This window comes from Bacillus sp. N5-665 (genome assembly GCF_022637375.2).
GTDB lineage: Bacteria > Bacillota > Bacilli > Bacillales > Bacillaceae_G > Bacillus_A > Bacillus_A wiedmannii.
In genome coordinates this window covers 2680743-2705823 of the sequence record NZ_CP093325.1, presented here as the reverse complement: position 1 = coordinate 2705823, position 25081 = coordinate 2680743, and the positions used below count along the sequence as shown (strand labels likewise).

Annotated in this window: 26 protein-coding genes and 1 pseudogene; 10 read left to right on the top strand and 17 right to left on the bottom strand. The window is 34.9% G+C overall.

Annotated elements, in window-relative coordinates; all coding sequences use genetic code 11:
• Positions 1-20: 20 nt before the first annotated feature.
• Positions 21-404 carry a gamma-glutamylcyclotransferase family protein gene (locus tag MNO09_RS16500; protein WP_000546568.1) on the bottom strand — a complete coding sequence of 128 codons (384 nt, stop codon included), beginning with the start codon at positions 402-404 and terminating at the stop codon, positions 21-23.
• Between the two features lie 25 nt (positions 405-429).
• Positions 430-2547: a DNA helicase RecQ gene (gene recQ / locus MNO09_RS16495; RefSeq protein ID WP_000494294.1), complete on the bottom strand. Its 2118-nt coding sequence runs from the start codon at positions 2545-2547 to the stop codon at positions 430-432.
• Positions 2548-2832: 285 nt separating this feature from the next.
• Between recQ and MNO09_RS16490 the strand changes: the two genes are divergently transcribed.
• The 4 genes from MNO09_RS16490 (at position 2833) to MNO09_RS16475 (ending at position 5383) form a co-directional block, all read left to right on the top strand.
• A complete protein-coding gene (locus MNO09_RS16490; protein ID WP_000813317.1) occupies positions 2833-2994 on the top strand; it encodes a hypothetical protein in 162 nt (53 codons plus the stop codon).
• Between the two features lie 684 nt (positions 2995-3678).
• Positions 3679-4302 (top strand): hypothetical protein, encoded by a 624-nt coding sequence (locus MNO09_RS16485; RefSeq protein WP_000287710.1) that lies wholly within the window; start codon positions 3679-3681, stop codon positions 4300-4302.
• A 129-nt stretch (positions 4303-4431) separates the two neighbouring features.
• Positions 4432-4788 (top strand): hypothetical protein, encoded by a 357-nt coding sequence (locus MNO09_RS16480; protein ID WP_000606236.1) that lies wholly within the window; start codon positions 4432-4434, stop codon positions 4786-4788.
• A 142-nt stretch (positions 4789-4930) separates the two neighbouring features.
• Positions 4931-5383, top strand: coding sequence for an SET domain-containing protein (locus MNO09_RS16475; RefSeq protein WP_000877592.1), 453 nt, complete (start codon positions 4931-4933; stop codon positions 5381-5383).
• Here the strand turns inward: MNO09_RS16475 and MNO09_RS16470 are convergent.
• From MNO09_RS16470 to MNO09_RS16460, 3 genes are all read right to left on the bottom strand, one after another.
• On the bottom strand, positions 5368-5583 hold the full coding sequence (locus MNO09_RS16470; RefSeq protein ID WP_033657660.1) for a hypothetical protein: 216 nt from the start codon (positions 5581-5583) through the stop codon (positions 5368-5370). The genes MNO09_RS16475 and MNO09_RS16470 overlap by 16 nt on opposite strands.
• Before the next feature lie 305 nt (positions 5584-5888).
• On the bottom strand, positions 5889-6338 hold the full coding sequence (locus MNO09_RS16465) for a DUF6884 domain-containing protein (protein ID WP_000824886.1): 450 nt from the start codon (positions 6336-6338) through the stop codon (positions 5889-5891).
• A gap of 20 nt (positions 6339-6358) precedes the next feature.
• On the bottom strand, positions 6359-7564 hold the full coding sequence (locus MNO09_RS16460) for a hypothetical protein (protein ID WP_001059727.1): 1206 nt from the start codon (positions 7562-7564) through the stop codon (positions 6359-6361).
• Between the two features lie 161 nt (positions 7565-7725).
• Between MNO09_RS16460 and MNO09_RS16455 the strand changes: the two genes are divergently transcribed.
• Positions 7726-7923, top strand: coding sequence for a DUF4017 family protein (locus tag MNO09_RS16455; RefSeq protein WP_000789489.1), 198 nt, complete (start codon positions 7726-7728; stop codon positions 7921-7923).
• Between the two features lie 18 nt (positions 7924-7941).
• On the opposite strand, the pseudogene MNO09_RS16450 reads toward MNO09_RS16455, so the two are convergent.
• The 5 genes and pseudogenes from MNO09_RS16450 to MNO09_RS16430 all read right to left on the bottom strand — a co-directional run bounded on the left by MNO09_RS16450 (position 7942) and on the right by MNO09_RS16430 (position 13119).
• Positions 7942-9588 (bottom strand): annotated as a pseudogene (locus tag MNO09_RS16450) (M3 family oligoendopeptidase).
• A gap of 108 nt (positions 9589-9696) precedes the next feature.
• Entirely contained in the window at positions 9697-10626 is a 930-nt protein-coding gene (gene ppaC / locus MNO09_RS16445; RefSeq protein WP_000416841.1) for a manganese-dependent inorganic pyrophosphatase, read from the bottom strand.
• A gap of 161 nt (positions 10627-10787) precedes the next feature.
• Positions 10788-11453 (bottom strand): lytic polysaccharide monooxygenase, encoded by a 666-nt coding sequence (locus MNO09_RS16440; protein WP_000850068.1) that lies wholly within the window; start codon positions 11451-11453, stop codon positions 10788-10790.
• A 247-nt stretch (positions 11454-11700) separates the two neighbouring features.
• Positions 11701-12216 carry a DinB family protein gene (locus tag MNO09_RS16435; RefSeq protein WP_000915564.1) on the bottom strand — a complete coding sequence of 172 codons (516 nt, stop codon included), beginning with the start codon at positions 12214-12216 and terminating at the stop codon, positions 11701-11703.
• A gap of 399 nt (positions 12217-12615) precedes the next feature.
• A complete protein-coding gene (locus MNO09_RS16430; RefSeq protein ID WP_001180587.1) occupies positions 12616-13119 on the bottom strand; it encodes a GNAT family N-acetyltransferase in 504 nt (167 codons plus the stop codon).
• A 107-nt stretch (positions 13120-13226) separates the two neighbouring features.
• Here MNO09_RS16430 and MNO09_RS16425 point away from each other — a divergent pair, with 107 nt between their 5' ends.
• Positions 13227-13523: a putative GTPase gene (locus MNO09_RS16425; RefSeq protein WP_000398782.1), complete on the top strand. Its 297-nt coding sequence runs from the start codon at positions 13227-13229 to the stop codon at positions 13521-13523.
• A 146-nt stretch (positions 13524-13669) separates the two neighbouring features.
• Here MNO09_RS16425 and MNO09_RS16420 read toward each other — a convergent pair whose 3' ends face one another.
• From MNO09_RS16420 to MNO09_RS16390, 7 genes are all read right to left on the bottom strand, one after another.
• On the bottom strand, positions 13670-14035 hold the full coding sequence (locus MNO09_RS16420; RefSeq protein WP_000399731.1) for a carboxymuconolactone decarboxylase family protein: 366 nt from the start codon (positions 14033-14035) through the stop codon (positions 13670-13672).
• A gap of 102 nt (positions 14036-14137) precedes the next feature.
• Complete coding sequence (locus tag MNO09_RS16415) at positions 14138-15628, bottom strand: alanine/glycine:cation symporter family protein (protein WP_078183826.1); 1491 nt, start codon at positions 15626-15628, stop codon at positions 14138-14140.
• A 113-nt stretch (positions 15629-15741) separates the two neighbouring features.
• Complete coding sequence (locus MNO09_RS16410; protein WP_000958341.1) at positions 15742-17226, bottom strand: aldehyde dehydrogenase family protein; 1485 nt, start codon at positions 17224-17226, stop codon at positions 15742-15744.
• Between the two features lie 18 nt (positions 17227-17244).
• Entirely contained in the window at positions 17245-18141 is an 897-nt protein-coding gene (gene dapA / locus MNO09_RS16405) for a 4-hydroxy-tetrahydrodipicolinate synthase (protein ID WP_000789607.1), read from the bottom strand.
• A 22-nt stretch (positions 18142-18163) separates the two neighbouring features.
• Positions 18164-19105: a proline racemase family protein gene (locus MNO09_RS16400; protein ID WP_078183825.1), complete on the bottom strand. Its 942-nt coding sequence runs from the start codon at positions 19103-19105 to the stop codon at positions 18164-18166.
• Positions 19102-20139, bottom strand: coding sequence for a proline racemase family protein (locus MNO09_RS16395; protein ID WP_001257547.1), 1038 nt, complete (start codon positions 20137-20139; stop codon positions 19102-19104). The genes MNO09_RS16400 and MNO09_RS16395 overlap by 4 nt, the downstream gene beginning before the upstream one ends.
• Positions 20136-21311 (bottom strand): NAD(P)/FAD-dependent oxidoreductase, encoded by a 1176-nt coding sequence (locus MNO09_RS16390; protein ID WP_001215276.1) that lies wholly within the window; start codon positions 21309-21311, stop codon positions 20136-20138. The genes MNO09_RS16395 and MNO09_RS16390 overlap by 4 nt, the downstream gene beginning before the upstream one ends.
• 180 nt (positions 21312-21491) lie before the next feature.
• On the opposite strand from MNO09_RS16390, the gene MNO09_RS16385 reads away from it, so the two are divergent.
• The 4 genes from MNO09_RS16385 (at position 21492) to MNO09_RS16370 (ending at position 25058) form a co-directional block, all read left to right on the top strand.
• Positions 21492-23153: a sigma-54 interaction domain-containing protein gene (locus MNO09_RS16385; protein WP_000885725.1), complete on the top strand. Its 1662-nt coding sequence runs from the start codon at positions 21492-21494 to the stop codon at positions 23151-23153.
• 71 nt (positions 23154-23224) lie between these two features.
• Positions 23225-23497, top strand: coding sequence for a (2Fe-2S)-binding protein (locus tag MNO09_RS16380; RefSeq protein WP_000182240.1), 273 nt, complete (start codon positions 23225-23227; stop codon positions 23495-23497).
• Complete coding sequence (locus MNO09_RS16375) at positions 23494-23826, top strand: (2Fe-2S)-binding protein (protein ID WP_001080017.1); 333 nt, start codon at positions 23494-23496, stop codon at positions 23824-23826. Before MNO09_RS16380 ends, MNO09_RS16375 begins: the two co-directional genes overlap by 4 nt.
• Positions 23823-25058: an NAD(P)/FAD-dependent oxidoreductase gene (locus tag MNO09_RS16370; RefSeq protein WP_001000576.1), complete on the top strand. Its 1236-nt coding sequence runs from the start codon at positions 23823-23825 to the stop codon at positions 25056-25058. Before MNO09_RS16375 ends, MNO09_RS16370 begins: the two co-directional genes overlap by 4 nt.
• Positions 25059-25081 lie beyond the last annotated feature (23 nt).

Below are 25081 nucleotides of genomic sequence, written 5' to 3'. Positions count from 1 at the left end.
ATCTGCTTCTACGGCTGCCTTTATTGTCCTTGTTGATACTTCACCCAATCACCAGAAATGATAACTTTCTTTAGCATTTTTTTATCTTGAGCAACATACACAAATGCACGTATTTCTCTATCACCTAAATAAACCGTTTCGGTGATTCGGTCATATAAATCACTTTCTGCATTACCTGTATATTCTTCAAGTTCATCTAATTTTTGCAGAACAACCTCATTTACTTCATAAACTTCTCCGTATACTTTGTCCTCATTTGAACAAATCATTGCCGGATACCCTTCGTTTGTATCAAATAATTTACCATACGTCCATGCTCCGTCTGCGATGCATATTGCACCTTGCATAAAATGAGCATTCGTTTGCTCTTTTCTTAATGTGCCATACACGAAAACGTGATGCATATATCCCTATCCCCTTTATATCTATCTACTTTCTAAATTGTAAATATGCACGAATCATAAAGTAACTCACTTCATTTGGAAGTTGTTCCTTAATTGATTTCAGACCACCCTCTGCATTTTGCACGGCAGTTTCAATCAGTGATTCATATTCTGCAGGAACAAAACTGTTCCAGTCTATTCCCATTCCATCTTCAAAAGAGCGAATTAAATGATTTTCAATTGTTTGTCTTGATAAGCCACGTTCTTTCGCAATTTCATCTAGATCAATGCCTTGTTTATACATTTCATACGTTTCTAAATGAGAATTTGCTGAAGCTTTCCCTGACTTTTTCCGCTCTGTCACCACTTCTGTTTTAACTGTTTCAGCATAGTTTGGATTGTCCTTAATAAAGTGCTGAACTGCTTGTAAGAAATGAGAACCATACTTCGCAAGTTTATGTTCGCCGATCCCTTTCACAGTTAAAAGTTCAGAGTCACTTTGCGGCATTTTTGCACACATATCTTTCAACGTTTGATCAGAGAAAATAACGAATGGAGGTACACCTTCTCCTTGCGCAATTTCTTTACGTACTTCGCGAAGCACTTCAAATAAAGGATGATCTTGAACAATTTGTCTTGTCTCTACTCGTTCTTTACGTAAAACATTCTCTTTACCCAATAATACTTCTTTCCCTTTTTCTGTTACTTTTAATGTTGGATACGTACCATGTTCAACTGCAATTAACTCATCTGAAATTAGAAACTCAATAAATTCACTAACTTCTTTTACGCTACGATTTGATAGTAACCCGTATGTTGGTAAAGTATGAAAATTGAATTCAATAACTTTCTTATTTTTCGAACCAGTTAAAACTTGTGCAATCATTTGTTTTCCAAATCGTTGGTTCGTTCTAATCATGCAAGATAGAACCATTTGTGATTCTCTCGTCACATCGATACTTTCGCGGTCGTCCGTACAATTACCGCAGCGACCACAATCTTCTTTCGGTTCTTCTCCAAAGTATTGCAAAATAAATGATTGTAAACATTGTTCTGAATGACAGTAATCAGTCATATTTTGCAGTTTTTCAAGTTCATTTGAAAATCGAGATTCACCTGTCGATTGATCAATTAAAAAGCGCTGTACTTGCACATCTTGAGAAGAATATAACAATATACATGCACTATCTAATCCATCACGGCCAGCACGTCCTGCTTCTTGGTAATAACTTTCCATGTTTTTTGGCAGTTGATAATGGATAACGTAACGAATATTCGATTTATCAATCCCCATCCCGAATGCAGATGTCGCTACCATTACACTCACTTCATCACGTAAAAAGAGTTCTTGCTGCTCATTTCGATCGTTATCACTCATACCAGCATGGTATTTTGATACCGAAACTCCCGCTTTCATTAAATCTTCATACAACTGATCAACTACTTTTCTAGTAGCTGCATAAATAATCCCAGATTCCTTTTGATTTTGACGAATATAATCCGCTAAATATGCATTACGATCTTGTCCTTTAATAACAGAAAATGATAAGTTCTCGCGCTCAAACGTTGTCATAATCGTATTTTCTTGATTAATTCCAAGCGTGTTGCAAATATCTTCACGAACTTGTGGTGTTGCCGTCGCAGTTAATGCTAATACGAGCGGCTTTTCTGGAAGATAATCTACTATGCGATGTATATGTAAATAACTCGGACGGAAATCATGTCCCCACTGTGAAATACAGTGCGCCTCATCAATTGCAATCATCGGGATTTTCATATCGATAAGTTGGTCAACAAACTCCATTGAATCAAGACGCTCAGGCGCTACATAAAGTAACTTATAATGTCCTTGTTTCGCTAATTGAATGCGTTGATTCGCTTCTGTAATTGAAATAGAACTATTAATATAAGTAGCTGAAATACCGTTTTGTACTAATGTATCTACTTGGTCTTTCATAAGTGAAATCAAAGGTGAAATAACTAATGTCGTTCCTTCGAATACTAATGCGGGAATTTGATAACAAATTGACTTACCACCACCTGTAGGCATAATACAAACCGTATCTTTCCCATCTAATACATTTTTAATTGTTTCATCTTGTCCTCTTCGGAATGACGAATAACCGAAATAAGACGCTAAAAGTTCTTGTGCTTTTGTAAACAAAAAAGAGTCACCTGCTTTTCTATATCTTTCATCTATTCCTATTATATCATCACTTATGCGTCATGAAAGTGATGAATACATGACTAACAGCTTGCTTTTTCATTTTTTTATGCTTTTCTACGTTTTAAAGGTTGTTTAGCAACGGTGTTTTAATGGCTATTTATATTTATGAATTTTAAAACATAAATAAAGCACATATAAAATGAATTACAAAATAAATATACATTTTATTACTCTTCCTTGAATACTACTAATCTTATACATATGAATTCAGGAGGTTACTATATGAAGCAGCAGAATATTAGTTCCATCAAGCAGAAAACAGTACCGAACCAACTCCAATTCTCGAATCATGATGCGTGGAAATATGAATCGTATTATAAATACCAGCCATTATTTTCTTATAAAAAGCTTTTTCATTTTCTTTCTCAACTTTTTAAACGTTAATACGTGTGCGAAATATATCCATTCACAAAACTTTTCTCAATATAAACCTTATAGACTTAATACAATACAGTTGATATCATATGACATATTCTGTTGGATAAAACCCCTTAATTTGACCTGCTTATATAAGCAGGTCTTTTTTAATTATTATATATTTCATTACGCTTTTAGATGCTTGCAATTCTTTTCTCCATTTTATAACCATACTCCACTCACAACAAATGATAATAATAACAAGAAGTAAAATATAAGTTCTAAGCGTTTATTGAAGTAATTCTTTTTTTCTCAATACACAAAACGAATTTCACTTGTTACTATAAAAGTACTCCAGATGAGTTTTTGCTCATCAACATTATCTAGTTAAAGGGATCTGCTGCGGGAAGCGGATCCCTTTGACTTTATTAAAGATCCACTTTCATTTGGACACATTTACCAGGTTTTTTTAATAGAATTTTATGATAACATTAATTAGTCGAGTCCGACATCTCGGCAATACCCTTTTGAGGCTCTGCAACTTCCCTTGCAGAGCCTTGTTTATTATCGTATTCATTTTATTTATATATACCACAATAAAATTCTTCATCTTTTTCCATATCAATTTCAGAAATTAATCTAGGACACGTAACTAAAAATAAATTCCCATCATACTTTGAGTTATACATGTTCAAAGGAGTGTTACCGTTTATGTATTCTTATTGGCAATCGTATTACTCCCCCTATCATAACCCTTATGTACACTTTGATACATCTGTACGTAATTACCGAATTAGTAAAAATGAAAACTTTTTAAAAGGTTATATGCGTTCTTTATGGGAACAACACGTCGTTTGGACGAGATTAGCTATTATAAGTATTGTCTTTAATTTACCAGACGTTAACGTTACAGTTGGGCGTCTTCTTCAAAATGCAACACATATGGGACTATCTCTTGAACCATTCTATGGTGAGGATGCTGTAAAAAAATATAGTTCACTAATTAAAGACCACTTAGTCATTGCAGCGGATCTAGTTAAAGCCGCAAAAGCTGGTGATCAAAATACAGCTGCCGCTATAGAGAAAAAATGGTACGCTAATGGTGATGAAATTGTGGCGTTTCTTACTAGCATCAACCCATATATAGAAAAAGAAGAATTCAGAAAAATGTTTTATGAACATTTAGCACTTACGAAAGCAGAAGCGCTTGCCTTCCTAAATAAAGATTTTGAAGCAAGCGTAAAACTATATGATAAAATTGAAAAAGAAGCATTAGAAATGGCTGATATGATAACAAACGCAATCGTAAAGCAATTTCCTCAAGTGTTTCAATAATAATAAGCCGATTTGAAAACACAAATCGGCTTATTAAACTTTGTATCAATGAAATTTCACCTCTCCTCTTTACATTTAACGTATATCGATATATTTTATTAATATCCGTTTTTTATAGGAGGAAATCTTTTGATTAACGCCATTGGTCTCGTATTTATCCTCACAAATAAACACGAGAAAAAGAAGAAAGTTTATCTAAATGAAAAATTTGCATTAATAGACATTATTGATTCTAAGGAAGTAATTGATGATGACAGTAACTCACTAGTTGAACTAACATGTAAATACAGTATATATTTAGATGAAAAATATTACTGTAAATCTCTCGATGATTATACTGGGCAAGTATTTCCGTTCTTGAGCGCTAAAATAGGAAAAGGTCTTCTCAGAAATTTAAATTACTATTTCTCATACGTTGATGCCTATGATAAAAAACCACCTGTTAAAGAAATTAGACCACTTATGAAACAAGTAACGAACAGATAGCGAAAAATACTTAAAAAGAAAGCATCTAACTTCAGATGCTTTCTTTTTTGAATCTAGAATAGAACTCGTTAAGTTCTATCCTTCTTCTAAAAGTATGTATCTAGGCATACTTTTAATTAAAAACAATGGAGGATTTAACTGAATGAAATACTCAGAAACGATTGTTAGTAAACGGCTTCGAACACTTAAAATATTTAGTATGTTTATTATGCTAGTTTTAATCGGATGGCTTGGATATACAAAATTACTTTATGAGAATGGATTTCTTCAAGAAAAGAAAAATTCTGTTGAAGTAATGAATACTAGCATTACAGGTGAAATTGAACAAAGTTTCCATGTAAACTTACAAGGTTACCGTAAAATAGACGTTGATACTATTATAGATGCAAGTAAAACCGATCCGAGCGAACTATCATTAATCGAGCTAATTAATACATCTTGTTCGCGAGATTGCATAAGTGAACCATTGACATATGTGGACGAAAACAATGGATATATCTTTTATAAGGAATCTACCGGAACTAATGTAGCTATCAAGATTAAAAAACAAGACACGTGGGAAATTGTAAAAAAATCTGTTCAAGATGGAATATAACCATAAAAAATTAAAGAGTACTTAGCGTACTCTTTTTTATTATTAATACCCTTCATGTTTACAATGACATTTCGGTTTCTCTTTACAATTGCATTTTTCACAATCACACTTCGGTTTCTCCTTGCAGCAACACTCGTCACAATCGCATTTCGGTTTCTCTTTGCAACGACATTCGTGACAATCCCTGCATTTACATCCACATCTTCCGAACATTAAATCATCCCAAAATGAACGCCTGCAACTACAATGATTCCCCATAAATATTCCTCCTAAATAGAATTCATCATATTCTATGATTAAAAGTAGAAAGAGGTTTGTTTACTAGTCTATATTCTAGATTTATATGTATAGTTATAAACGTTATACTTTTCTATTAGTTGTACCTAATATATTTAAAGAGATTACTACAAAGAAAAAAGCCCAATATTTGGGCTTTAAATTAATATGTATTTTCTATCTCCTTGCTCACAATATATATAACTAAAAAGCTCATACAACAAGTTGGCTATAGTTCCCTTCCTTCCCCCACAGCCCCTTTCAACCTCTGTAACATATATCCAATTCCTTTACATCCTGCTAACGGATACGTAAGGTTTTCTTCTGGATATAATTGTGTCACTACTTTCTTATGCTTCTTGCCTGCAAGTAAAACAATTTCATCAAACTGAAGCAAGTCTTTTTCAATCATCTGTTGTTTTAATTGTTCCATGCTAATAATTTCATCACTCTTTGAATCGAAGGCAAGATCATAGTTTTCTAATACAATATCATTTGGTCTTAAAAATCCATGCTTCGCCGATAATATAACCCAATTCTTGAAAAACATAGTTGCATACGCCTGACATGCTTTTCCGAATGGACTAATATATACATCTTTTGCCTCCATCGGTCCGTAATCTGGATACTTATCCCAAATCTTCTTTTTTCCGCATGGAATTATGCATAACCTTTTCATCGTTATTTCTTACCTCACTTCTAACTTTTTAAATATAAAAATATAGAATTCCCTACTTCTTCATACTCAGCTTCTATATCTCCAATCCCTACTACGTTCCAACCATTATTTGTTTCTATTGGCTTTTCATTCATTATAATATGAACTTGTTTCATATTTTTAAAATCTTCTTCAAAAGATGCTAAAACAGGTTGATTTATCATATATGTTTTATTATGTATACTTACACTTAAAAAGGTTTTATGTAACGCTTTATTTTTGTTTAATTTTACATTCATTGGATTAAACGAATTTAATTTTATATTCCCTACAATATACAAATGATATCCTTTTTCCTTATAAAATTGTTTAAAATCCTTGTCTCTTTCGTTTTGAACAAAATGAAGGATTTGCTGTGTTTCTTTACTTATTGCAATTTCTTTATTAAAACTCAAATCCACATTTATATTTTGTTTTAAAAAAGCATATAACGATTTATCACTATTAAAGAAGTTCGTTCTCCATTCAGGATGGATTTCATCTAATAATAAACATAAAAGCATTCCTGAGCTATAGCAGCTCTTCCTAATGTTATAATTAGCTTCATATGCATCTAAAATAAATCCGCTATATTTTCGTATTGTTTCGCTTTCATCCTTTTCGCATACTGCATTGTAAGCGTTCATTTCAACATACCAAGCAGGCCCCTCTATACTTTCAACCATACACTCATAAGTGATAAACTCTTCTTTTATAAAACGAGCTCTTTGTTCTCTTAATTCGATAAATTGCTTAATATAATTATTTTTCTCAGCTTGTGACTTACAGTGCACAGCATTATATAAACAAAATCGTTCTTTATTTCGCAATTCTATATTTTCTTCTATTATAGGATATTGAAATCCTAAAGATTCATTTGGAAATCTACTTTCTTTATTCAAATATTGATAGCAATGAAAAAGTTCGTGCACCACAACTGCAAGTAAACTTTCATAATCTCTATGCCTATTCATATTCACGATGGCAGTCGGATAATCTTTTAATAGGATAAATGTATCAGCCTTAAATTGTTCGTCCCGCTTTAAAACGGCATACTCACCATCATCTTTCAAAAATAATGGATGATGAAATACATACACATGCTCATCATTATATAATGCAAATGCAGCCCTATTAAAACCAGGCCATAGCGTATTCAATAATTCTATACTTACATCTTTCTTTATTCGATTTAATATATTGTTCATTATATGTAACACCCCTATATCATTCTACATACACCTATTCTATTCCACTTAATAACAACCCTTTTATTTACATAAATGTTAGAAAAACATATATCTTTTCTCAAACTATAATGTATTATAAAAATATACATGTAATAATTTTATGAAAAGGAGGTGAACAAATGAAAAATATAATCCCTGCACTAGTACTCTATATTATTGTTTGCATAATCGCTATGATTGCTCCAGCATCTGAAGGTTATAATCATATTGGCTGGAAGTTGCTTGTTGGGCAAGCGTATGCCATACCTATTTTCATCATTGCGGCTATTATTACATTTTATATAAACAAGAAAAAATCTACGAACAAACAGTTATAAGGATAGCAAATGCTATCCTTATTTTAATTCATTAATTAGATCAAAAATTACACTCGCAGTACTTTCTATCCTTTCTTCCGAAAAGTCAAACGTGATACCTGTTTTTTCATATATTTCTTGTATGGATAAATTCCAATCTGCACTCGCGCCTTCTTTAAAGAAAGCAATCGCTTTTTCTGGGTCTTCTCGATAAATTTGAAACAATTGCATTGCTCCTATTTGTGCAATTGCATATTCAATTTTATAAAAAGGAAACTGAATAAAATGAAATGATTCTAACCAACTTGAACTAATTTCATCTTCTAATCCAGCAATATCGACTGATGAATATTGATACCTTTCGCATAGTTCCATATATTTCTTATCACGTTCTCCTGGAGTATGGTTTGGATTTGAATACAGCCAGTGCTGAAATACATCTCCTGCAATTGACGACATTAACAGTGAGAAAGCACGATATAATTGTACGCGCTGTACTTCTTTATATTCATCCTCTTGCTTATAAAAGATATCCAGCTTATCCATTACTAGCAACTCAAGACTGAGAGAATAAAGCTCAGCCACTTCTTCGCGAAGATATTTTTCTTACATACTACTATCATTGTTAAATTGTTTATAAAAATGAAAGGCATGCCCTACTTCATGTATGAGTGCATTAATTGCATAAAATGATGGACTAAAATTAGAATATACAAAAACCTCTTTACTATGAGGCAAGGTAAAACAAGCGGCTCCTGGCGCTTTATTTTCACGTTCTTCTACGTCAATGAATCCAGCTTTCCTTATATGAATAAATTTCTCATAAAAATATAAATCTGTCTTCCGAAATATTTCTTCCACCCCATTCAATAAATCAATGGCATTTTGAAACGGGGTTTTTGGTAAATTACTTGGAGTAAGATCCCAAGGGCGATATTTTTTTACACCGAGATTCTTTTTAGAAAGACTTCCTAACTGTTCCCATATTGGTACAACATACTTTTCTATAGATTCATGAAGCTTATAACACTCTTCAATACAATAATCTCTATTTTTTTGCTTAAAAGCATATTCACTATAATTATTAAATCCTGCATGTAAAGCGATCTCATTCCGCAATTGTATGAGTTCATTCATAATACAATCTATTTCTATTTTCACTATACTTCTTGCTTCACATAAAGCATACCAAGCTTTTTCACGAATAGTTCTATTGGGGTTATCTAGCTTTGCTTTTACGTATGCATACGTCTTTTGCTCGCCTTCCCAATTAATAGATATGTTAGACATTATTTCTCTATACTTCGCAATAAGCTCTTGCTCTTTAATGGTAAGAGCAATGTTCTTGTCATTAAACATTTTACTTTTTATCAATCTTGCTTTTTTCATAAAACTGTATTTCTGCTCATCTAATAAGTCGGAAAACGGAGACTCTATAAATTTCTGGTCAAATTTTGCATTGTATTTTTTTAAAAGTGGTTGAATTGTATTTTGATTATACATATGTAAATTACGTTTATTTCTATCATTTGTATCTCTATACGTGGCGATTAAACTACTTGTTATCTCCTCTTCTATTTCAGCGGTTACACTCTGTTCATCCAAAAGCCAATTCTCTAATTCTGAAACAGCAGTAATATTTCGCTCTAAAAGTGACTGTAATTTACTCTCCAAATCATTAAGCATACACAATCCTCCCGTTTTAAAATTTTAATTTTCTGTTTTTTAGAGATAGAAAAGGACAAGTAGCCAATCTGACTACTTGTCCTTGCTGTTTATCTGTACTCAATAAAATTAAGCTTGGAATGCTTCTGTTAATACTGGTACGATTTGTTTTTTACGAGATACAACACCTTTTAATGTAGCAGTGTTGTTTTCTAGAGATACGTTGTATGCTTTCTCAACAACGTTTGCTGCTTTACCGATCGCAAGACCGACAGAATCGTTAGTTAAGATATCAGTTACAACGAATAAGAATAGGTCTAAACCTTTTTCTTCTACTACTGCAGAGATAACTTTTTCAAGTTCCGCTTGGTGTACAAGAACGTCGTTTGTATCAACAGCGTTTACTTGTGCGATTTCAACTTTCGCATTACCCATTTGGAATTCTTTAGCGTCAAGAGAGATTAATTGCTCCATTGTTTTTCCGCTTAAGTCAGCACCAGCTTTTAACATTTCTAAGCCGTAGCTATCAGCATCTACACCAGCGATTTCCGCTAATTCACGAGCTGCTGCTACGTCTTGCTCTGTGCAAGTTGGAGATTTGAATAGTAAAGAATCTGAAATGATTGCAGATAACATTAAACCTGCAACTTCTTTACGAATTGTAACGCCATTTTCTTTGTACATTTTGTTTAAGATTGTAGCTGTACAACCAACTGGCTCACAACGGTAGTAAATAGGATCGCTTGTTTCAAAGTTAGCAATACGGTGATGGTCAATAACTTCTAACACACGAACAGATTCGATATCGTTAGCACTTTGTTGACGCTCGTTATGATCAACTAAAATAACGTTGTCCACTTCGCTTGCAACTGTCTCAACAAAACGCGGTCCTTCTACTTTAAAATGGTCTAACGCAAATTGAGTTTCACCGCTGATTTCGCCTAAACGTACAGGCTCAGCATTCATTCCTAATTCTTTTTTCAATTCTGCATAAGCAATTGCAGAACAAATTGCATCTGTATCTGGGTTTTTATGCCCGAAAACTAGTACTTTTTCCATGTTTTCCACCTCTTCATGAAAAGGATATCTTAAAGAAGCAAATATGACAATATTTAAAGCCCATTTTTTTATAAATAATTGCACTTTCTTCTATATTTTTCATCGTTTTTCGGAAAAAAGATCATCTAAAATGAATTAGATGATCAAAATGTATTTTTTATTTAAAATAGTGTAGGAGCCTGCACTACATGATTTAGCGCGAAATTCGATGTCAAACCGTTATTTACGAGGTTAACATCTATAACTTGATAAAATGCATTCCCAGTATCTGCAATTTCCCAAACAGCTAAAATAAGGTGATATCCATTTCTATCAGTAGGTACATTTGCTTCATGTGTTACTGAAGTTCCTGGTCTAGTTCCTCCATCATTTTTCACATAGAATGGCACTAAATCTAAATCAGACCTTGTTAACGGCTTATTTGGATTCCAATCTTTTTTCGTAATATAGTATTTCCATTCTTTCGTACTATGAGGTGCCGTTAGTTTCCACTTAAATGTATTCGTCCCGCCGTTTAACGTAACTTTCTTCCACCTATCAACTGTTTGAACGTCTAAAGCAGGAAAATGGCCTGCTCCTGCTATTTGTCCATCAGAAGGTCCTAATTGCGGGAATCCACCTATTCCTTCTACACTTTGTGGTTCATATTGAACTGGACCGCAATTTACATTTCCCCCTTGCTTACATAAATAAGAGCGGCTCGCTGGTGATTCTACATAACCATGAGCTGAAGCCTTTTCTGAAAAACCGAAAGTTAACAATCCCGTAAGTAATATGCTACCACTTAACATAACTTTCTTCACTTTCTGTAAACCTTTCGTTTTCATCCCGACATCCCCTTTCGCATAATAAAGCGAAAACAACTATAGTTGCCTAGTCATCTCCTCTACATTCATTATAAGATGAGAGACTATACAAACATAACCCTCTAAAAACTTTCTCAAATTCAATTAGTACATTAAATAAATTTTATTGATACATTCAAATAACACCGCTAGAGAAATATAGGCGGTGTTAAATATACTCAATTAAACTATTCGTTTATAAATAAATTACGAAATTGGCAAAGTTAGTCTAGTTATCAAATAGCCCTCTCCCTCTCAGATTTGCGGAAACTGGCTCCTTTCCTACCTCTCGTGCCCATATAGATAACTGGCCGATATGGTGGATTTCGTGGATAATGACATGACGTATTAACTCTCCATGTGTACATTCAATGACTCGGCGCCTAATTGGTGCGTCTCTTGAGCTAATTGGCTCTTCATTGAAGTCAGCTTTTGAAAGTTTTCGAGAATCCATTTCATTTGTCCAAGAGGTCACAAATGGCTTCACTTTCCCGTGGTATTGAGCTGAAAGATTTTTCACTTTTTGTAAGCTAGCATACTCTTCAAACGATGGCTCCTCAGGCACTAATTCACCACGCAACCCTAAGATCCACATATATTCCACATCTACAATGTGAAATAGAGTATGTAGTATACTGCCGAACCCACCGACCCGTTTCTTTACCAGTTCTTCGGCCGAGATGTCTTCGCACCATGTAAACCAATCATTACGAACTTGCCAGTTATATTGAAACAGTTTCAACATCACAGCAACCTCCATCTTTTAGATTAACATTTACTATTCACCAAAAGACTTCAAAATTCCTATGTGAAACTACCACCCACTTAGTATCACTTACGAGCTTACCCCGAAGTGGGGACTTCTCGGTTCATCGCTACTTTTAATAGCTAACGAATTTGTCCTAGGGCAGACAGCCGAGGTAACACGCTTGAGGAAGGAGACTTCTTTTGGATAATACATTAAATAATAATTCTAAAAAACCTGTTATCCCCCCTACAAACTAGCCCTTTAATTGAACGCTCCAGATGAAGTTACAAGGTTTTATTAAACATTGTTTTAAATTATCAATATTTTTTATAAATCAACACACAAACATAATAACAAATGTGTCGCTTGAAATTATTTCCCTTTTCAAATAAAAAACTAAATCATTTTATAATAAATTACCGTTGCATCTAACTCACCATTCGGAGAAATTGCATACCCTGGTATTTTTCCGGATTCTTGATAGTCTAATAACTTGTACAATCTATTCGAAGGATCTCCTTCTCTAGTATCTAACACTAAAAGAGACCTGTTTTCTTGCTTTGCTCTTTCCTCTGCTTTTTGCATAAGTAAACGTCCAATGCCATTACGTCTAAAGTTTGGATGAGTCATTAACTTACAAATTTCAGCTCTATGAATCCCATTAGGTTTTGTAGCTAGATGTAATTGAATACTCCCTGCCACTTCATTATTTATTTTAGCGACATATAAAATCACTTCGGGTGTTAAAACAGTTTCCCAATACTTCTCTGATTCTTTCTGTTCCAGTGGAGGTAAAAAACCAATTGACGCCCCATCATTTACAACCGTTTTCAAAAGATTCGAAAGCTCCTCCACGTCATCTTTTATTTGCTTAATCTCTTCAATTACTAAATTTTGCATTGCTAATCCCCCTTTTGTTTCATTGTACCAATTTTTAAAGAAGGAATAACGGAATACGAAAATGAAATATATATTTAGATAAAACATACTTATAGAATGTATGGAAAGTGGAGGGATTAACAATTAGCAAAATTGGATTTGACTTAATAAATCATAAGGATGACTTTGATCTTGGATATGAAGATATAGAGGCGATATCTAAGAGATGTAAGTTTTCTAACTGCTCTCATACAAATGAACCACATTGTGCAATTAAAAAAGCTATTTCCGTTGGAATTCTTACAGAAGAAATAATGAATAGTTATTATCGAGATAAGAATGAATTCGAATATGTATGTAAACAAAAGAACAAAACAAAAGCTATTGACTATATGAAACAATTGAAACTTTTTCAGAAAACTTAAAACTAAATAAATAGTTGTGATTTCACATTCCCACTAAATTTTAAATTCTTACTTTAATACATCACATACTAGGTAATTTTTATACTCAAATTTAATCTCACGTAAAAGAACGTTTTAAACATAAAGTTTAAAACGTTCTTTTATATTCAATGCTTTTGATTTTTCAGTTCACTTAAACACTCTTGTACTAATGTTACTGCTTGACTCATTGCAGCTCCGCCAGCAAATGCTGCTGATACGCCACATGCTTCCAGAATCTCTTTATCTGAACACCCTTGATCAAGACAACCTTTTGTATGATAAACGGTACAATATTCATCTTGAGTTGCTAGACTAATTCCTAATGCGATAAGTTGTTTTTCCCTTTTTGTTAAAGACCCCTCTTGAAAACAAGCTTGCGTGAATGCATTATATGTTTCAGCAATTTCAGGAATTTGGTTTGTAAAACTACCGATACCCTCCTTATAATGATGTAGAACGTCATTTACTGAACTATGTTGTTCGTGTTCCATCTTATTATTACCCCCATTCCAATTATGTGTACCTATTGTAGTATGTGATGAAAAGAAGGCAATATACCTCGTTAAATAAAATGAATATTCAGTTTATTTATACTAAAATTTCAAGCTATCATCCACTACTGTTTGTTCTTTATAATTTTTCCTTTCAAGTTCTTTACTTCTTTCTTCCCAAAATGTTAAACCTTCAATTCCCACATTTTTAGGATCAAACACGGGATCTTTCCCTTCTTTTTTCTGCGCTTCATAATCTTTTAACACTTTTAATGCAATTTTACTTAATAGTAGAATCGCGATTAAGTTTAACCATGCCATACTACCGATTCCTAAATCTCCAAGATTCCATAAAAGCGACGCTGATTCAACGCTACCGATGTAAACCATAATTAAAAATCCAATTTTTAATACTGGTTTTAACCAGCTATATTTAAGCTCACGATCTAAATAAGTAAGTGTCGTTTCAGCGATATAATAGTAAGCGAGTAAAGTTGTAAATGCGAAGAAGAAAATTGCGATTGAAATGAATAATGGACCAAATCCCGTTATAACAGTTTCAACTGCTTGTTGTGTATAGATTGGACCAGCATCAACATCCCCTATATTCTTTACAATAGCGCTTTTCCCTTCAGGTATAACATTATACATACCTGTTATTAAAATCATAAGAGCTGTCGCTGTACATACGACAATTGTATCAATGTATACAGAAAACGCTTGAACTAACCCTTGTTTTGCTGGGTGAGATACTTCAGCCGCAGCGGAGCTATACGTCGCTTCTCCAACACCAGCTACATTTGAAAATACAGCGCGCTTTACACCCCATGCAATTGCTGCACCGACGATTCCACCAAACATTTCATTTACACCAAAAGCACTAGAGAAAATTAAAGCAAACATACTTGGAATTTCCGTTACATTCGCAATTAATACGATACATGTAACAATTACATATCCAATTGCCATAAATGGAACAAGCATTTGTGAAACGCCTGCAATTCTCTTTACGCCACCAAAAATGATTGATGCTAATAATATAACTAATAATATTCCAGTTATATATTTGCTAATGCCATTAGAGTTTTCAAATCCAATTGCGATACTACTAGACTGAATACCTGGTAATAAAACGCCATATGAAAGTGTTACAACAACCGCTACAATGACTGCAAACCATTTCATTTTCAGGCCTTTTTCAATGAAATATGGTGTACCACCGCGGTATTCATTTCCGACTTTACTTTTATATACTTGAGATAATGTTGATTCAACAAATGCACTCGCTGCTCCTAAAAGAGCCATTACCCACATCCAAAACACGGCTCCTGGTCCGCCAAAAGCGATAGCTGTCGCCACCCCTGCGATATTACCTATTCCAACCCTACCTGATAAGGCTAAACAAAATGCTTGAAAGGATGAAATTCCCGTCTCCGAGCTCTTCCCTTCAAATAATAGTTTAATCATCTCTTTAAAATAACGAATTTGCAGAAAACGAGTGGCAATTGTAAAATACACACCTGCTCCTAATGCAAAAACAACTAACCCAATACTCCATACTTGCCCTACTAACCACTCTACTAATTGCTCCATCCAAATCCCCCTTATCATTCTTTTAAAAGCTATTTTATATATAAGAAAACGGACAACTATTATTAAAGCTTCCAGTTGTCCGTATCTCTATTCATTAACAGTTAGACTCTCTATTACTTTATATTTACCCAAACACTCTTCACTTCTGTATAGTTATCAAGCGCATATGAACCTAACTCACGACCGATACCAGATTGTTTAAAGCCACCAAATGGTGCAGCTGCATTTTCTAAATTATAATCATTAATCCATACTGTTCCTGCTTTTAATTTATTAGCAACTTGATGTCCAGTTTTAATATTTTGTGTCCATACGCCCGCAGCGAGTCCGTATGAAGAGCGATTTGCTCTTTCGATGACCTCTTCTGTTGAATCAAATGGAAGTACTACAACAACTGGTCCAAAAATTTCTTCTTTCACAATTGTCATATCATCAGTAACATTTGTGAATACCGTCGGCTGTACAAAATAACCTTTTTCAAATGCACGTTCACCACCAGCAGCAACAGTAGCGCCTTCTGCTTTTCCTTGTTCAATGTAATGTAGCACACGCTCTTGTTGCTTTTTAGATACAAGTGGACCCATTTCCGTTTCCTTCTCCATACCTGCTCCAAGTTTCACGTTATTCGCCATTTTCACTAGTTCATTTACGACTGTTTCGTAATGTTTTCGGTGAACGAACACGCGAGAACCGGCACTACAATTTTGGCCGTGATTATACATAATGCCTTGGAATGCGCCGTTAATCGCTTCTTCTAAATCAGCGTCCTCTAGAATGATATTTGGTGATTTACCACCAAGTTCTAACGTTACATGTTTAACTGTTTCTGCAGATTGACGCATAATATATTTCCCTGTAACTGTTGAACCTGTGAAGGCTACTTTATCAATATCATGATGGTTTACGATTGCAGCTCCTGCTTCAGGGCCAAAACCTGGAACAAAGTTTACAACACCGTTTGGAAAACCTGCTTCTTTAAAGAGCTTCGCTGTATATAATAACGATAAAGGCGTTTGCTCTGCTGGTTTTAATACGATCGTACATCCTGTTGCTAGTGCAGCTCCCATTTTCCAAGAAGACATAACGAGTGGAAAATTCCATGGGATAATTTGACCTACAACGCCAACGGGTTCATGGCGTGTGTAATTTAAGTAATCTTTTGAAATCGGAATTGTTTGCCCGATAATTTTTGTAGCCCATCCCGCATAATAGCGATAATTTTCTACAGTCGCTGCAATATCATCATCCAGTGCTACTTGATATGGCTTCCCATTATCTAAAGCTTCTAATTGCGCTAATTCTTCTCCATGCTCTTCAATTAAGTCTGCTAATTTATAAATAAGGTGCGCTCTTTCAGCGGTAGTCATCTCTGCCCAAGGCCCTGATTCAAATGCAGATCTTGCCGCTTTTACTGCGACATCAATATCCTCTTCTTGCGCTTCGCATACGATAGCTAGAACATCTTCTGTTGCTGGATTGTATGTTTCAAATGTCTTCCCGCTAATGGAAGGTACAAATTCACCATTAATAAACATTTTAATTTCTTCATTTAAAAACGCTTTTACTTTTGGTCTCAACTCAATGTTTGTCGTTAACATATATGATTTCCTCCTTATTTAAACAGCTGCATGAGCTGCAATTTTTGAAATAATCATTTGAAGTTTTTGATCTTCTTCTTTAGTTAATCCGAGTCTCGGATAACGAGAAGGTCCCCCAGCTTGCCCGTGTAATTCCATTGAGCGTTTAACGATTTGTACATATTTTCCTGATCCTTCAAGAAACTCGCAAAGAGGTAAAATAGCATCGTTTATTTCCCAAGCTTTTTCTAATTCACCATTTTGGAAATGCTCATACATTTTCGTAACAAGTCCCGGTACGATATTACCTGCTACTGAAACCCATCCCGTTGCACCTACTAAATAAGATTCCATAACTAAATCTTCAGATCCACAGAATACTTGAAAAGCACCTTCGCCTTGTCGTACTAAATCTCTTGCTTTACGAATATCTCCGCTAGATTCTTTAATATGTGTAACATTTTCACATTCTTTTCCAATACGTAGCATGAGCTCTGTACTCATATTAATACCAGATGTAAACGGATTATTGTATAACATAATTGGTATATTTACAGCGTTTGAGATTTCTTTAAAATGAAAATAAATTTCCTCTTCTTTCGGCTTACAATAGTACGAGTTAATAATTAATGCGCAATCCGCTCCGTGTGCTTCTGCATGTTTCGTATATTCAATCGTTTCTTTCGTCGTTTCTGCTGCAGTTCCTACAATAACTGGAATACGGTCATCAACTTCTTTTAATACTTTTTCTACCATTTTAAATCGTTCTTCTTTTGATAAACTAACAAACTCTCCTGTACTTCCATTAATAATAATGCCAGCTACCTTTTGATCGATAAAATAGTTTACGTTTTGTTTTACACCGTTCCAATTAATTTCTTGAAACTCATCCATCGGTGTGATTAATACTGGAAATGCTCCTTTAATGTTTTTCATATTTATCTCTCCCTTTACTATTTTATTTTAATAAAAATCCTGTCGGAAACGGATCTGTAGAGTCTAATAGAAACGTCTGCATTCCTGTAATAAACCCTCTACTTTTAAAGCGAAAAATGTATCCTTGTTCTTCTTTCTTCACTTGTTCCACTGTTATAAAGCTATTAAAAATACTTTCATTTTTAAAAGGTTTATCCGCTATATAATCATTTTTAAATAATGTATGAACATAAGATACAATAGTAGAAACAAAACCAGGCGAACGTACTATAAAGTTATCTTCATGAAATGTAATCGACTTTATATGGTTCTTTTCTGTTTGCATAGATTCTACTAAAATAAGTCTTTTTATTAATGACTGTTTTTGTATAGCTTGAAGTGTAACTTCGCCCCATTTTTTTAATTTAGAGATATTTTCAAAACTGATTTCTGGTGAATATGCATCCTTTTCTACAACTGCATATACTTTATCTGCCTGAATGAGAGAGTAACTTATATTACCCACTTGTAAATTTTTCTCAACCATATAACATAGTTTACTTTCAAACGAAACTGATACAACTTCATCATTCTCTACATACGCATGGATTGAAAATATACCAGATAGCGTTTCGATTTTGTATTGGTTCGTCTCTCTCTTTTTTAAATACCCGCTTTCTAGTAACGTCGTTATGACTGCGACAATGCCTCCATAATGAAGCGGAATGGATCCTTCATGATTAAAAAATAATACAGCGGCATCGACTTCCATATGAATAGAAGGAACGACAATACATCCATTTAATCCGATAAAACCACGTGGCTCATTTAATAAAAGCTTCATTTCTTCTGCTAATTCACCTGAAAATTGTTCGTTTAATTGCTCTAAACTGTAGTAGTATTTGCATGGTACATCTTTCATTACACGAAATGCTTCACCATTTACATGTACGTCTACTGCTGTATACATTTTTTGAATGTTCATTTTACATCCTCCGTTTCATGTTCCATCGGCGGAATTAGCAAAAAGCCCTCTTTCAGTGGGTCCTTTTCATTATAAAAAAATCTATGCATCCCCATAAGCCAAGCTGAACCTGTAATTTTCGTTACGACAGCTTCAATATTTTCTACAGATGTTGTATTTATGACGCACCCTTTAAATAAAGAGCCCACGATACTCTCATGAATAAACTCTTCATCCACTTTAATTTTTTGATTTGTGTATAATACAGCTAACTTCGCTGATGTTCCTGTACCACATGGAGAACGATCAATTCCTCCTGGCGGAACGACAACTGTATTTTTCACATGAGCACTTTCATGAGTAGGATCTGTATAAAATTCAATATGGGTTAACCCTCTAATAAACGAATACTGCGGATGTATGATTTCAAATTCCTCATTAATGATATTTCTAATATGAATTGCCTTATCGATAATTGTAGATGCGTTTTCTGGTACTAACTCTAAACCTACTGACTTCGCATCGATAATGGCATAAAAATTCCCTCCATACGCAATATCTGCTTCTACAGTTCCAATTCCTTCGACTTGTACAGTAATATGTTTCAGTAAAAAAGCTGGTATGTTACAGAAAGAGACTTCTTTCGCTTTTCCATCTTGAACAAAGATATCAACTTCAACTAAGCCGGCTGGTGTATCTAACTTTAACGAAGTAATCGGTTCAACTACCGGAATTAAACCTGATTCAATTAAAGCTGTACATACACCAATTGTATCGTGACCACACATCGGTAAATATCCACCTGTTTCTATGTAAATAACACCAATATCTGCTTCAGAATGACATGGATCTGTTAATAATGCTCCTGACATTACATCATGACCACGTGGTTCATTCATTAACAATTTGCGAATCCAGTCATACTCCTTTTTCATATGTAACATCTTCTCTGCCATCGTCTCTCCAATTAACTTAGGAAGTCCACTAATCAATGTTCTCGTTGGATTCCCGCCCGTATGTGTATCAATCGTCGTAAAGACTCTTTGTGACCTCATCCGTTTAACACCCTTTCTGTAAAACGACTCAAACGAAGTGGTTCAATAGGAATAATTGTTTCTTTTTCATTTAATAATTCTTCAATCACTTTCCCAGTAACAGCTGCAAGGCTAATGCCATCTCCTTCATGCCCTGCCGCTATAAAGTAATTCGGGATATGTTCCACACGTGAAATGATCGGTAAATGGTCTTCTGTCCACGGGCGTAATCCAGCATATGAACGAATCACCATCATATCCGCCATTTTCGGATAAAAGCGAATTGCTCTATTCGCAATACATTTAATAACCTCGTTATTTATCCTCGTATGCATCCCTACAAACTCTCTACTACTACCAATTAAAAAATTTTGACTCTCTGTCGGCTCAAATACAAGAGCTACCCCATATTTTTCAGTTAAAGCATCCACTTTTCGTTTTCCGCCAAATTTAGAAATTAAATAACCAAATTCCATTACTTTTCGACAGCCAACGTGTTGTTGCCTTGAAGCTACAATAATATGCCCTTTTCTCGGTTCAATTGGGACATTTACATCTAACATTTGTCCGATTTTTGGAGCCCATACACCGGCTGCGTTCACCACTTGCTTCGCAGTAAACGTCTCATTTGTCGTTTCTACAATAAAGGAACCGTCTATATCTCTTTTCATTTCTTTTACTTCCGTATGATTAAAAGCTTTCGTACCAAATTTCTTCGATTCTGCAAGAAGTGAGAAAGCAAGAAGATATGGATTTACAGTTGAATCCGTTGCGCATTCTAACCCGCCTAATAAATCATCTGCAAAAAATGGCGATTCTTCTCTTATATCGTGTCTATCAAGCATTCGAAACGGTAATCCAGCTTCCTTTTGACGATTCACCCATTGCTGTGCAGCTTCCATTTCTTCGTCTGACTCACATACGAGAATGCTTCCTGGCGCTCTATATTCAAATGAGTGCTCCAACTCTTCACTTAATTCTGTTACTAATTTTTGACTAACTAAAGACATTTGACTATCAAAGCCTGGATCTTTATCAATAGCCAAAATATTCCCGTCACACCGTGAAGACGTTCCACTGACAAATTCCCCTTTTTCAATGATTGTTACGTCTCTTCCGTATTTTGAAGTGTAATAAGCGATAGAACAACCTATAATTCCACCACCTATTATTAAAACGTCACAGTGCCTCACGTAGCACCCCTCCCTTCTTTTATTCCCTCACTTTCTTTTATGCAATTGACATGCCAACTCTACTTATATACACTTTTTATAAAAAATATTTTTATTTGTAAAAATATTTTAAATTTATCGTAAATAGGTGTATTATTTTTTTATCACTGTCAAAATTTTTATACATAACAGGAGGACAATATGGCATTCTCATTTCCTACAATAAAAGAATTTCTAAAAACTTTATCAATTGATCGTACATACAACATGCAACATATTGAACAAGTTAACGGAAAATTTTATTACCACCCTTCTACTACAGAAAAATATAACTGCACAGTTATATATGAAGATGACTCATTCACCGCTTTAATTGACGCGTTTTCTAATGAAATGGCCGTTATCGTAATGAACGAAAATAAAGAGCCTATATGTTGTATAATGGCTCAGCAAATTATTCCATTCCTTGTTAAGACTTACAATGAACTACAATCTTTTTATAACACCGTAATACAAACAACGGATTCTTCTGTTACAGTTATCGATGATAAAGAATGTGTTCGCACTTGGACAGATGGCGCCGAAAAGATTTTTTCAGTCAACCATACTGAAATTATTGGACAACCTATCACTCGTTTTTTTGACTATAAAGATTTGGAAATCTTGCAATCATTACATGACGGAAAAAGCATAATCGCTCAATTCCATCAGCCCCGTCCAGATTTGTTCGTATTAATAAATTCAAATCCAGTGTATTGTAACGATGAAATTATCGGAGCTGTCGTTTCAGAAACTGATGTAACAAATCAAGTCGCTTTAAATGAAAAACTATTTAATATGTCACATGAAATGCACCGTTTAGAACAAGAGGTTGCAAAGTACAAAGATGAATCCGACCCTTTCCTTGCGATGAATGGAAAAAGCCCTGTTATACAAAGAACGATACAATTAGCTAGAAAAGTTTGTTCGGTGAAATCAACTGTTTTAATACTCGGCGAAAGTGGTGTTGGAAAAGAAGTATTTGCAAAAGCGATACATGAAGCAAGCGAGGCAGCAAAGGCACCTTTCATTTCAATTAACTGCGGCGCCATTCCAGAAGCGTTATTTGAAAGTGAATTATTCGGGTATGAACGCGGGGCGTTTTCTGGTGCAAGTAGTAAAGGGAAAAAAGGGAAAATAGAGCTCGCACAAGGCGGTACATTATTTCTTGATGAAATAGGAGAAATGCCACTTGATATGCAAGTAAAACTGTTGCGTGTACTACAAGAACGAAAATATTACCGAGTTGGTGGAGAAAAAGAGATCAATATTGACTTCCGTATTATCGCTGCTACAAATCGTGATTTACAAGAAGAAATGAGAAAAGGTACGTTTCGAGAGGATTTATACTATCGCCTAAATGTAGTTAGCTTGCATATTCCACCGCTGCGTGAAAGACGCGAAGATATTATTGAATTAACATATTCTTTCTTAAACGATTTTTCAATCAACTATAACAGACCAATTCGTGACTTGCCTTCAAGCATTATGCATGAACTGCTTCATTACAATTGGCCAGGTAATATTCGCGAGCTCCGAAACGTTGTTGAAAGACTTGTCGTATTTGCAACTGACGGTATTATAAAACAAGAATATTTACCATTTCATACAACTGAAACGTTAGACAATCATACGGCTCATTCCCTATTACTCAGCAACAATCATACAATTCTCTCTTTGCAAGAAGAGATGGATGAACATGAGAAAAAAGTCATTGAGAGGGCATTACGTATTTTGAATGGGAATAAATTAGAATGCGCAAAACAGCTTGGTGTTACGAGGGCCACTTTATATAACCGCCTAAAAAAACTCGGATTACAATAAACATTCCTTCTCTACTATGGCATAGTTTTTGCATAATAATTTGTGCAAACCGAACTAGAGGAGGAATACATATGACGAATAAAGATCACTTAATTGTTTGTCGATGTGAAGAAGTTACATACGGACAACTTCAATCGACAATTGCTGAATATAAATGCTCGGCAAGAGAATTAAAACTAAGAACACGTGCTGGCATGGGATTTTGCGGTGGCCGCACATGTAGAATGATGATAGATCGAATGATTGAAAGTGCAAATCCCGACGTAAACACTAATGAAATGCCATTAAAATATCAACCACCAGTTCGCGCAGTTACCTTTGGAGCGGTAGGTGAAAATCAATGAATAGAATTACACATCACCCTATTTTAGGAAGTTTAAATAGTAGTAAGCGCATCACTTTCCAATTTAACGGGCAACAATATGAAGCCTATGAACATGAAACCATTGCGGCGGCTTTACTTGCAAACGGAATAAGAACTTTAAGAGTGCATGAAGATAGCGGGACGCCACGAGGTATTTACTGTAATATTGGACATTGTTCTGAATGCCGCGTCACAGTAAACAATCAAACGAACGTACGAGCATGCTTAACTGTTGTAGAAAAAGATATGGTAGTTGATAGTGGTAAACAGCATCCAAATATCGTGAGAGAGATGGTGAAAAAGCGATGAATGATGTCATTATTATCGGAGCTGGACCAGCAGGTTTGTCAGCCTCCATCTCTTGTGCTCACTTTGGACTAAATGTACTTGTTATTGATGAATTTATGAAGCCTGGCGGAAGGTTGCTCGGACAATTACATCAAGAACCTACTGGAGAATGGTGGAACGGAATAAAAGAATCAAAACGCCTTCACGAAGAAGCAAAATCACTTTCAGTTGATATTCGATGCGGCATTTCCGTCTATAATTTAGATAAAGATGAAAGTTCTTGGTTCGTACATACGAATATCGGTACGTTAAAAGCACCGTTCGTTTTACTTGCTACTGGCGCTGCTGAATACTCCATTCCCCTTCCTGGTTGGACACTTCCAGGAGTCATGTCAATCGGGGCAGCCCAAGTAATGACAAATGTACATCGCGTTCAAGTTGGGCGAAAAGGAGTAATCATTGGTGCTAACATTTTGTCCTTCGCTATTTTAAATGAATTACAATTAGCAGGTATTAAAGTGGAACATATCGTACTTCCTGAAAAAAGTGAATTAAGTCAAAAGGCTGGTGAACCAGAAGAAGTTTTAAACTCTCTATTACATGCTGCACACCTTGCCCCTTCGCCTTTATTACGTATAGGTAGTCGATTGATGAAATATAATTGGGCGAAACAAGCTGGATTAAACTTCTATCCAAATAACGGTATGAAAATAAATGGCACACCACTTCACCTTCGAAAAGCAGCTCTTGAAATTATCGGTACAGATCAAGTTGAAGGTGTACGCGTTGCTACTATTGATACGAAAGGAAACATCATAACTGGATCGGAACAAATATATGAGGCAGACTTCGTTTGTATTGCCGGTGGCTTATACCCTCTTGCTGAGCTAGCCGCTTTAGCTGGTTGTCCTTTCCGTTACATTCCGGAATTAGGCGGGCACGTTCCTCTCCATTCCGAAACGATGGAAACCCCTCTTACCGGTTTATTTGTAGCCGGCAATATAACTGGCATTGAAAGCGGAAAAATCGCTATGGCACAAGGAACTGTTGCTGGATATTCAATCGTAAAACAAGCAAATACAAAATCCCATTCGGTTGAACAACACTTGCAACAGGCGATCCAACATGTACATACCGTACGACAACAAGCTGCCATTCAATTTAACCCGATGATTGATGTCGGTAGACGGAAAATGAATGAAATTTGGCGTGATTATTCCCAAGCATATGCACATACTAAAAAGAGCTGCTGAGATTACTCTCAACAGCTCTTTTT

Excerpts from the sequence above, each read along its gene's own strand:
- MNO09_RS16500 (WP_000546568.1), bottom strand. The coding sequence starts at position 404 with ATGCATCACGTTTTCGTGTATGGCACATTAAGAAAAGAGCAAACGAAT.
- MNO09_RS16490 (WP_000813317.1), top strand. The coding sequence starts at position 2,833 with ATGAAGCAGCAGAATATTAGTTCCATCAAGCAGAAAACAGTACCGAAC.
- MNO09_RS16485 (WP_000287710.1), top strand. The coding sequence starts at position 3,679 with ATGTATTCTTATTGGCAATCGTATTACTCCCCCTATCATAACCCTTAT.
- MNO09_RS16475 (WP_000877592.1), top strand. The coding sequence starts at position 4,931 with ATGAAATACTCAGAAACGATTGTTAGTAAACGGCTTCGAACACTTAAA.
- MNO09_RS16465 (WP_000824886.1), bottom strand. The coding sequence starts at position 6,338 with ATGAAAAGGTTATGCATAATTCCATGCGGAAAAAAGAAGATTTGGGAT.
- MNO09_RS16460 (WP_001059727.1), bottom strand. The coding sequence starts at position 7,564 with ATGAACAATATATTAAATCGAATAAAGAAAGATGTAAGTATAGAATTA.
- MNO09_RS16455 (WP_000789489.1), top strand. The coding sequence starts at position 7,726 with ATGAAAAATATAATCCCTGCACTAGTACTCTATATTATTGTTTGCATA.
- ppaC (WP_000416841.1), bottom strand. The coding sequence starts at position 10,626 with ATGGAAAAAGTACTAGTTTTCGGGCATAAAAACCCAGATACAGATGCA.
- MNO09_RS16440 (WP_000850068.1), bottom strand. The coding sequence starts at position 11,453 with ATGAAAACGAAAGGTTTACAGAAAGTGAAGAAAGTTATGTTAAGTGGT.
- MNO09_RS16435 (WP_000915564.1), bottom strand. The coding sequence starts at position 12,216 with ATGTTGAAACTGTTTCAATATAACTGGCAAGTTCGTAATGATTGGTTT.
- MNO09_RS16430 (WP_001180587.1), bottom strand. The coding sequence starts at position 13,119 with ATGCAAAATTTAGTAATTGAAGAGATTAAGCAAATAAAAGATGACGTG.
- MNO09_RS16420 (WP_000399731.1), bottom strand. The coding sequence starts at position 14,035 with ATGGAACACGAACAACATAGTTCAGTAAATGACGTTCTACATCATTAT.
- MNO09_RS16415 (WP_078183826.1), bottom strand. The coding sequence starts at position 15,628 with ATGGAGCAATTAGTAGAGTGGTTAGTAGGGCAAGTATGGAGTATTGGG.
- MNO09_RS16410 (WP_000958341.1), bottom strand. The coding sequence starts at position 17,226 with ATGTTAACGACAAACATTGAGTTGAGACCAAAAGTAAAAGCGTTTTTA.
- dapA (WP_000789607.1), bottom strand. The coding sequence starts at position 18,141 with ATGAAAAACATTAAAGGAGCATTTCCAGTATTAATCACACCGATGGAT.
- MNO09_RS16400 (WP_078183825.1), bottom strand. The coding sequence starts at position 19,105 with ATGAACATTCAAAAAATGTATACAGCAGTAGACGTACATGTAAATGGT.
- MNO09_RS16395 (WP_001257547.1), bottom strand. The coding sequence starts at position 20,139 with ATGAGGTCACAAAGAGTCTTTACGACGATTGATACACATACGGGCGGG.
- MNO09_RS16385 (WP_000885725.1), top strand. The coding sequence starts at position 21,492 with ATGGCATTCTCATTTCCTACAATAAAAGAATTTCTAAAAACTTTATCA.
- MNO09_RS16380 (WP_000182240.1), top strand. The coding sequence starts at position 23,225 with ATGACGAATAAAGATCACTTAATTGTTTGTCGATGTGAAGAAGTTACA.
- MNO09_RS16375 (WP_001080017.1), top strand. The coding sequence starts at position 23,494 with ATGAATAGAATTACACATCACCCTATTTTAGGAAGTTTAAATAGTAGT.
- MNO09_RS16370 (WP_001000576.1), top strand. The coding sequence starts at position 23,823 with ATGAATGATGTCATTATTATCGGAGCTGGACCAGCAGGTTTGTCAGCC.